Genomic DNA, 7,282 nt, shown 5'->3' with positions numbered 1-7,282 from the left:
TCGGGATCGGCATCCAGATCCAGCAGTCGCCGGCACCGGGCAATCGCTGTGGACACATCACGAAAGTCGTCGACCACAAGTCGGCACCGGACATGGTCGGGGTGTGGTTGCAGGCTGACGATCCCGGTGCCGTGCGGCAGGGCCAGCGTCCGCCGATACGCGCCGTCACGCACTTCCTCGACACCGGGCACGGTGCTGGCCGCCAGATGGCCGAACAGTCCTTCGTAGGCGAACGGTGTCCGCACCGGCAGCCGCACCGTCATCACACCGGTACCGAGGGTGTCGTCAGCGCCGAAACGGGTTTGCGCTCTTCTGCGTAGCGACGTCGGTGTCAGGTCGCACACCGTGCGCAGGGTGTCGTTGAACTGGCGGATGCTGGAGAACCCGGCCGCGAACGCGACGTCGCTGAACGGCATCTCGGTGGTCTCGATGAGCACCCGTGCCATCTGCGCCCGCTGTGCCCTGGCCAGCGCCAGCGGCGCCGCCCCCACCTCAGCATGCATGAGCCGTTCGAGCTGGCGCACCGTGTACCCCGTCCGCGCAGCCAGACCGGTGACGCCTTCCCGGTCGACTGTGCCGTCGGCTATCAGCCGCATCGCACGGGCCACGACGTCACCGCGGACATTCCACTCGGGTGAGCCGGGGGAGGCGTCCGGCCGGCACCGCTTACAGGCCCGGAAGCCGGCCCGCTGCGCCGAGGCCGCGGTGGGATGGAAGCAGATGTTGCGGGCAAAGGGCGGCCGGACCGGACAGCTGGGCCGACAGTAGATCTTCGTGGTGAGCACAGCGGTGACGAACCAACCGTCGAACCTCGCGTCCTTGGCCTGCACGGCCCGGTAGCAGCGGTCGAAGTCGGTGTGCATGACATTCACACTTACACGTGGGCACCGACATCACTAGCGGAAAACCGACATCGAAGATGTTCCGGGCCGGACAACCCAGAGCATGACAAACCCGGGGTGCAAGCTCCATACTCCGAGCTGTGGCCGAACTGGTGCAGCGCTACCTCGACGGCATCCGCGCCGAACATGCCGGTGTCACCGACGGCGAGCTGGCACATTACATTCCCGAGCTGGCCTCTGCCGATCCGAACGGTTTCGGCCTCTCACTGTCGTCCGCAGACGGATTCATCTATGAATCCGGCGACGCATCAGTCGAATTCACGATTCAATCGATCTCCAAGCCGTTGACGTACGCGCTGGCGCTCGAGCGCATCGGCATGGCTGCCGTCGACGCGAAGATCGGCGTGGAACCCTCCGGCGAAGCGTTCAACGAGATCAGCGTGGACCGCGCCACGAAGAAGCCCAAGAACCCGATGATCAACGCCGGGGCGATCGCCGCGGTCTCACTCGTACCGGGCGCCTCTCCTGACGAGCGGTTCGCGCTGATCCGGGGCTTCTACTCGGCGATCGTGGGACGGCGACTCGAACTCGACGATGCCGTCTACGCCTCCGAGAAAGCTGCCGGCAGCCGCAACCGCGCGATCGGCTACATGCTGCAGAGCCTCGGGGCGCTCGACGACGATCCCGACGAAGTCCTCGACGTGTACTTCCGCCAGTGCTCGCTACGCGTGACGTCGACGGACCTGGCCAAGATCGGGGCCACGCTCGCCCGCGGTGGCGTCAACCCGCAGACCGGCCGGCGGGTCGCCGGCGCCGCGGTGGTCCGGCGCACGCTGTCGGTGATGGTCACCTGCGGGATGTACGACGCCGCCGGGGACTGGGTCAGCGCGGTGGGTATGCCCGCCAAGAGCGGCGTCGGCGGTGGGATCGTCGCGGTGCTGCCAGGCCAGCTCGGCATCGGGGTGTATTCCCCGTTGCTCGATGACAAGGGCAACAGCGTGCGCGGAGTTCTGTTGTGCCGCAGCCTGTCCGAGCAGCTGGGTCTGCACTTCCTGACGGTGGCGCGCGATTCCCGCTCGACACTGCGTGCGGTGTACGAGCCCCGCCCGGGCGTTCGGGTCTATGAGACCCATGGCGATCTGCTGTTCAGCGGTGCCGAGCAGGTGTTGCGGGTCGCTGACCGGGACCGCGACAACTTCGAGGTCGCGATCCTGGACGTGTCTCGTGTCGACGACATCGACGACGCCGCACGGGCGCTGCTGTCGGGCATGAGCTCCGCGCTACGGGCCGCCGGCAAGGTCGGCTATCTGGTGGACCCCGACGGGATCGTCATCCGCTCCGAGTCCGAGCTGCAAGCGGTTCGCTTCCACACCGTCGACGCCGCCGTCGACGAAGCGCAGTCCTGGCTGGATCGCACCCCACCCGTCAGTCCGCACTGATCGGGGTGGCCAGCCGGATCGGCTCGTCGTATCCGCGCAGGGTCACCGACTCTCCGAGAGTCCAGTGCGCACCTTCGGTTTCGGTGGCGTTGCGCACCACCGAGCCCGAGGCGACCAGCCGTGACGGTTCGTTCTTGGCCAGTTCGCAGAGCCGGGCCGCCTCGTTGACGGGTTCGCCGATGACCGTGTACTCGAAGCGTTCCCACGCGCCGACGTTGCCGGCGACGACATGTCCCGCGGCGACGCCGATGCCCGCCTCGCACTCGGGCACCTCGTCACACAGCCGACGGCTGATCGCCCGGGCCGCCGCCAGCGACTCGTCCTCGGGATGCTCCAGCGACACCGGGACACCGAACACCGCCAGCACGGCGTCACCCTCGAATTTGTTCACCAGCCCGTGGTAGCGGTCGACCTCCTCGACGATGACCGCGAAGAACCGGTTGAGCAGTTCCACGACCTCGGCGGCCGGCAGGCTGGTCACCAGCTTGGTCGACCCGATGATGTCGACGAAGACGACTGCGGCGTAGCGCTCCTCGCCTCCCAGCCCGGGCCGTTCCTGCTCCGCCAGCGCGGCGACCTCCCGACCGACGTGACGGCCGAACAGATCACGGACCCGCTCGCGTTCCCGCAGGCCGTGCACCATCGCATTGAACCCGCGCTGCAGCTGGCCGAGTTCGGTGCCGTCGAAGACCACCAGGCTGGTGTCCAGGTCGCCCTGCTCGACCCGGTTGAGGGCCGCCCGCACCACCCGGACCGGTGTCACCGTCAGCCAGGCCAGGATCCACATCAGGATGGCCCCGAAGACGAGGGCGAACAGCGCCAGGATCATCACCGCGACGGTGAACTGCGTGGGGGTGAGGTTGCGCTGGATCAACGTGATTGCGGCTGCGAGGAAGATGCCGAGCACGGGCACCCCGGACCCGAGCGCCCACACCAGCATGGTGCGGCCCATCAGGCCCTCGGCGAAGCGGCGCGGTGGCTTGCCCGCCTCCAGCGCCTGGGCGGCGACAGGGCGCAGCGCGAACTCGGTGAAGAGATAACAACTCGCGGCCACGACGATGCCGGGGAAGCTGACGCCCAACAACCATTTCGGTATGAAGGCGGTGTCCTGCAGACCGTAGAGCGTGGTGAGGACGAGGGTGCCGAGGCCCCACAGGATCAACAGGACTCGGGTCAGCCGCCACGGTGCCAGGAATGTGTTGCGCTGGTCTTCGCGCGTGGGGGGACGCTCCTCGATCGCCCAGCGCACGTTCTTGATGACCCGCAGCGTGGCCCAGAACACCCCGACCACCAACGCAGTCACCAGATAGACCGGCACCGCGATCGCGGTGATCCAGACGACGTCGCGGTCGAAGACGCTGGGGATCGGAAATGCGACGGTGACCACGAGCGCCGCGACGCCCATGCCGATCAGGTTGGCGATCACCACGAACGTGGTCAGGATCAGCTGAATACGGACCCGGCGGCGGCCCTGGCTCTCGGAGACGCGGCCCAGGATCCACGAACCGAACTCGGGGGTCGCCGCGACCCTGCCGCTCTGCTTGGTCACTCGTTCCAGCACACGGCCGAGCCGCTGTGCCGCCGTCCGGTTCGCCGTCATCGTGGCGCCAGCCTAATGACCGTGTCGGGTCGAGACGTTTGTTCGACGTTTAAGGTGGTTCGGGTGCGTCTCGTGATCGCCCAGTGCACTGTCGACTACGTCGGTCGGCTCACCGCTCATCTGCCGTCGGCCCGGCGACTTCTGCTGTTCAAGTCCGACGGATCGGTCAGCGTGCACGCCGACGATCGGGCCTACAAACCGCTGAACTGGATGAGCCCTCCGTGCTGGTTGATCGAGGACGCAGGTGGCGCCGCACCGGTGTGGGTGGTGGAGAATAAGGCCGGTGAACAACTCCGCATCACCGTCGAGGACATCGAGCACGATTCCAGCCACGAGCTGGGTGTCGACCCCGGGCTGGTGAAGGACGGCGTCGAGGCCCACCTGCAGGCGCTGCTGGCCGAACACGTCGAGCTGCTCGGGTCCGGGTACACCTTGGTCCGCCGCGAGTACATGACCCCGATCGGCCCGGTGGACCTGCTCTGTCGTGACGAGCAGCGCCGCTCGGTCGCCGTGGAGATCAAGCGTCGCGGTGAGATCGACGGCGTCGAACAGCTCACCCGCTACCTCGAGCTGCTCAATCGCGACTCCCTGCTGGCCCCGGTGGCGGGCGTGTTCGCCGCCCAGCAGATCAAGCCGCAGGCACGCACCCTGGCTCAGGATCGCGGGATCCGTTGTCTGACTTTGGATTACGACAAGATGCGCGGCATGGACAGCGACGAGTTCCGGCTGTTCTGATGGGGCGGCGGCGAGCGGCGCGACGGAGAACGCCGAGTCGGAATCCGCTACCGACCCGGCGTATCGAGGTGGGCGCCGACGGCGACGACTACGAGGTCCGACCGGTGCCGGCGGCGAGAGCGACGAAGGTCTACCGGTGTCCCGGTTGCGACCACGAGATCAAGCCAGGAACAGCGCATGTGGTCGTACTGCCGGCGGACTCGGGCGTGGCGGACGCGGTCGAGGACCGCAGACACTGGCACACCGCCTGCTGGAGCCACCGGGCGACCCGCGGCCCGACACGCAGATGGTCGTGACACCGGGGGTCTGGTGGAGGTCTAGTGATCGTCCTCGGCGGCCGCCGGCTCGACGAGCTCGATGAGAACGCCACCCGCATCCTTGGGGTGGATGAAGTTGATCCGCGAGCTGGCGGTGCCGCGTCGCGGGGCGTCATAGAGCAACCGCACGCCCTGCTCGCGCAGCCGAGCGGTCAGCGCGTCGATGTCGCTGACGCGGTAGGCCAGCTGCTGCAGGCCCGGTCCACGCTTGTCGATGAACTTGGCGATCGTGCAGGTGTCGTCGATGGGGGCCATCAGTTGCACCTGGGCGCTGCCCACCGGGGCGCCCCGCACCGACAGCATCGCTTCGCGCACACCCTGGTCTTCGTTGACCTCTTCGTGGAGCACGATCATGCCCAGATGATCGTGATACCACTTGATGGCAACGTCCAGGTCGGGCACGGCGATGCCGACGTGGTCGATGGCAGTGACCAGCGCGGTGGCCAGCACAGGACGGGCGTCAGTCTGCTCGGCGGTCATATCGCAAAGGTAACCTAACGACATCGGTTTCGAATAGGTCGGGCCGGATGTATAGCCTGAACTAGCCGTTTTTGAACCGCTCGAAACCTGCCTGGAGGTACGCATGACGACGTCTGTGATTGTTGCTGGAGCCCGCACGCCGGTCGGCAAGCTGATGGGTTCGCTGAAGGACTTCTCCGGCAGTGATCTCGGTGCGGTCGCCATAGCGGGTGCCCTCGAGAAGGCCGATCTGCCGGCCTCGGCGGTGGAGTACGTGATCATGGGGCAGGTGCTGACCGCGGGCGCCGGGCAGATGCCGGCCCGTCAGGCGGCCGTGGCCGGCGGAATCGGCTGGGATGTGCCCTCGCTGACCATCAACAAGATGTGTCTGTCGGGCATCGACGCCATCGCGCTGGCCGACCAACTGATCCGTGCCGGGGAGTTCGACGTCGTCGTCGCCGGAGGTCAGGAGTCGATGACCCAGGCGCCGCATCTGTTGATGAACAGCCGGTCCGGCTACAAATACGGCGATGTCACCGCACTCGACCACCTCGCGTACGACGGTCTGCACGACGTCTTCACCGACCAGCCCATGGGGGCGTTGACCGAGCAGCGCAACGACGTGGATCAGTTCACCCGCGCGGAGCAGGACGAATTCGCCGCGGCGTCGCATCAGAAAGCTGCCAGGGCGTGGAAAGACGGCGTCTTCGCCGACGAAGTGGTGCCGGTGAAGATCCCGCAGCGCAAGGGTGATCCGGTCGAATTCACCGAGGACGAGGGCATCCGCGCCGACACGACGGCCCAGTCGCTGGCTGGTCTGCGGCCCGCGTTCCGCAAGGACGGCACCATCACCGCCGGATCCGCCTCCCAGATCTCCGACGGCGCATGCGCCGTCGTGGTGATGAACAAAGCGAAAGCCGAGGAAATGGGGCTGACCTGGCTGTGCGAGATCGGTGCTCACGGCGTCGTCGCCGGACCGGATTCGACACTGCAGAGCCAGCCCGCCAACGCGATCCGCAAGGCGGTGGCCAAGGAAGGCATCAGTCTCGACGACCTCGATGTCATCGAGATCAACGAGGCCTTCTCCGCCGTCGCGCTGGCCTCCACCAAGGAACTGGGGGTCGACCCCGAGCGGGTGAACACCAACGGCGGCGCCATCGCCATCGGCCATCCGATCGGGATGTCGGGCGCCAGAATCGCGCTGCATGCCGCGCTGGAGTTGGCGCGCCGGGGCGACGACGGGGCAAGTGGACGGCCGGGTTATGCGGTGGCAGCGCTGTGCGGCGCCGGCGGCCAGGGTGATGCTCTGATCCTGCGGCGCCCCTGAGCAGCGCGGCTGATCAACGACGCAACGTAGTAGCTGGGCGGGAATTCCGGCACAATGGTGGCCATGACAAGCGCATTCGACGTTCGCAGTGTCGCGGGTTGGTTCCGGCTGGTCGCCTTGGCTGAAGCGGTCAGCTGGGTCGGACTGCTGATCGGCATGTACTTCAAGTACCTGGGCTCCCCCCAGACCGAGGTCGGGGTGAAGGTGTTCGGACCCGTGCACGGTGGGGTCTTCGTCGCCTTCGTGGTGGCGGCCCTGCTGGTCGGTCTCGCGCACAAGTGGGGGATCGGCACGTGGTTGCTGGCGTTGCTGGGCAGCATCGTGCCGTTGGGCAGTGTGATTTTCCTCATATGGGCTGATCGGACGGGCCGGATGGAGCCGTCCTCGGCGACCGCGAGCATGACGCCCGCCGGTGGGCAACCAGGGCGGTCGGCACCGGAAACAACGTGACAGACTTGATCTCGTGACTCGTCCTCGACCCCCGATCGCGCCGGCCATGGCGGGCGCAGTTGATCTCTCGGCACTCAAACAGCGGGCGACCGCCCCCAATGAGGGCACGCCGT

8 protein-coding genes and 1 pseudogene are annotated in these 7,282 nt (G+C 67.1%); 6 read left to right on the top strand and 3 right to left on the bottom strand.

Annotation, left to right across the window (positions count from 1 at the left end; translation table 11 throughout):
• Positions 1-863, bottom strand: an 863-nt coding sequence (locus WA944_RS19900; protein WP_526647273.1) for a bifunctional transcriptional activator/DNA repair enzyme AdaA, incomplete at its 3' end; no start/stop codon positions are given.
• A gap of 119 nt (positions 864-982) precedes the next feature.
• On the opposite strand from WA944_RS19900, the gene glsA reads away from it, so the two are divergent.
• Positions 983-2,281: a glutaminase A gene (gene glsA, locus WA944_RS19895; protein ID WP_526611298.1), complete on the top strand. Its 1,299-nt coding sequence runs from the start codon at positions 983-985 to the stop codon at positions 2,279-2,281.
• On the opposite strand, the gene WA944_RS19890 is transcribed toward glsA, so the two are convergent.
• Positions 2,268-3,881, bottom strand: a complete 1,614-nt coding sequence (locus WA944_RS19890) for an adenylate/guanylate cyclase domain-containing protein (RefSeq protein ID WP_526369877.1) — start codon at positions 3,879-3,881, stop codon at positions 2,268-2,270. The genes glsA and WA944_RS19890 overlap by 14 nt on opposite strands.
• Before the next feature lie 63 nt (positions 3,882-3,944).
• Here WA944_RS19890 and nucS point away from each other — a divergent pair, with 63 nt between their 5' ends.
• Positions 3,945-4,616 carry an endonuclease NucS gene (gene nucS / locus WA944_RS19885; RefSeq protein ID WP_526369879.1) on the top strand — a complete coding sequence of 224 codons (672 nt, stop codon included), beginning with the start codon at positions 3,945-3,947 and terminating at the stop codon, positions 4,614-4,616.
• Complete coding sequence (locus WA944_RS19880; protein ID WP_526647272.1) at positions 4,616-4,912, top strand: Rv1322 family protein; 297 nt, start codon at positions 4,616-4,618, stop codon at positions 4,910-4,912. The genes nucS and WA944_RS19880 overlap by 1 nt, the downstream gene beginning before the upstream one ends.
• A gap of 21 nt (positions 4,913-4,933) precedes the next feature.
• On the opposite strand, the gene mce is transcribed toward WA944_RS19880, so the two are convergent.
• On the bottom strand, positions 4,934-5,413 hold the full coding sequence (gene mce, locus WA944_RS19875; RefSeq protein WP_370330920.1) for a methylmalonyl-CoA epimerase: 480 nt from the start codon (positions 5,411-5,413) through the stop codon (positions 4,934-4,936).
• A gap of 103 nt (positions 5,414-5,516) precedes the next feature.
• Here mce and WA944_RS19870 point away from each other — a divergent pair, with 103 nt between their 5' ends.
• The 3 genes and pseudogenes from WA944_RS19870 to WA944_RS19860 form a co-directional block, all read left to right on the top strand.
• Positions 5,517-6,719: a thiolase family protein gene (locus WA944_RS19870; protein WP_526647271.1), complete on the top strand. Its 1,203-nt coding sequence runs from the start codon at positions 5,517-5,519 to the stop codon at positions 6,717-6,719.
• Between the two features lie 54 nt (positions 6,720-6,773).
• Complete coding sequence (locus WA944_RS19865; protein ID WP_526647270.1) at positions 6,774-7,169, top strand: DUF3817 domain-containing protein; 396 nt, start codon at positions 6,774-6,776, stop codon at positions 7,167-7,169.
• 13 nt (positions 7,170-7,182) lie between these two features.
• Positions 7,183-7,282, top strand: a pseudogene (locus tag WA944_RS19860) (co-chaperone YbbN); the annotation flags it as partial.

Source organism: Mycobacterium sp. (assembly GCF_049683355.1).
Taxonomy (GTDB): Bacteria; Actinomycetota; Actinomycetes; order Mycobacteriales; family Mycobacteriaceae; genus Mycobacterium.
The sequence above is the reverse complement of the archived record's forward strand: the minus strand, read 5'-3'. Positions and strand labels throughout refer to the sequence as shown.

Coding starts and splice junctions, on each gene's coding strand:
- WA944_RS19890 (WP_526369877.1), bottom strand. CDS start 3,881: ATGACGGCGAACCGGACGGCGGCACAGCGGCTCGGCCGTGTGCTGGAA.
- WA944_RS19880 (WP_526647272.1), top strand. CDS start 4,616: ATGGGGCGGCGGCGAGCGGCGCGACGGAGAACGCCGAGTCGGAATCCG.
- mce (WP_370330920.1), bottom strand. CDS start 5,413: ATGACCGCCGAGCAGACTGACGCCCGTCCTGTGCTGGCCACCGCGCTG.
- WA944_RS19870 (WP_526647271.1), top strand. CDS start 5,517: ATGACGACGTCTGTGATTGTTGCTGGAGCCCGCACGCCGGTCGGCAAG.
- WA944_RS19865 (WP_526647270.1), top strand. CDS start 6,774: ATGGTGGCCATGACAAGCGCATTCGACGTTCGCAGTGTCGCGGGTTGG.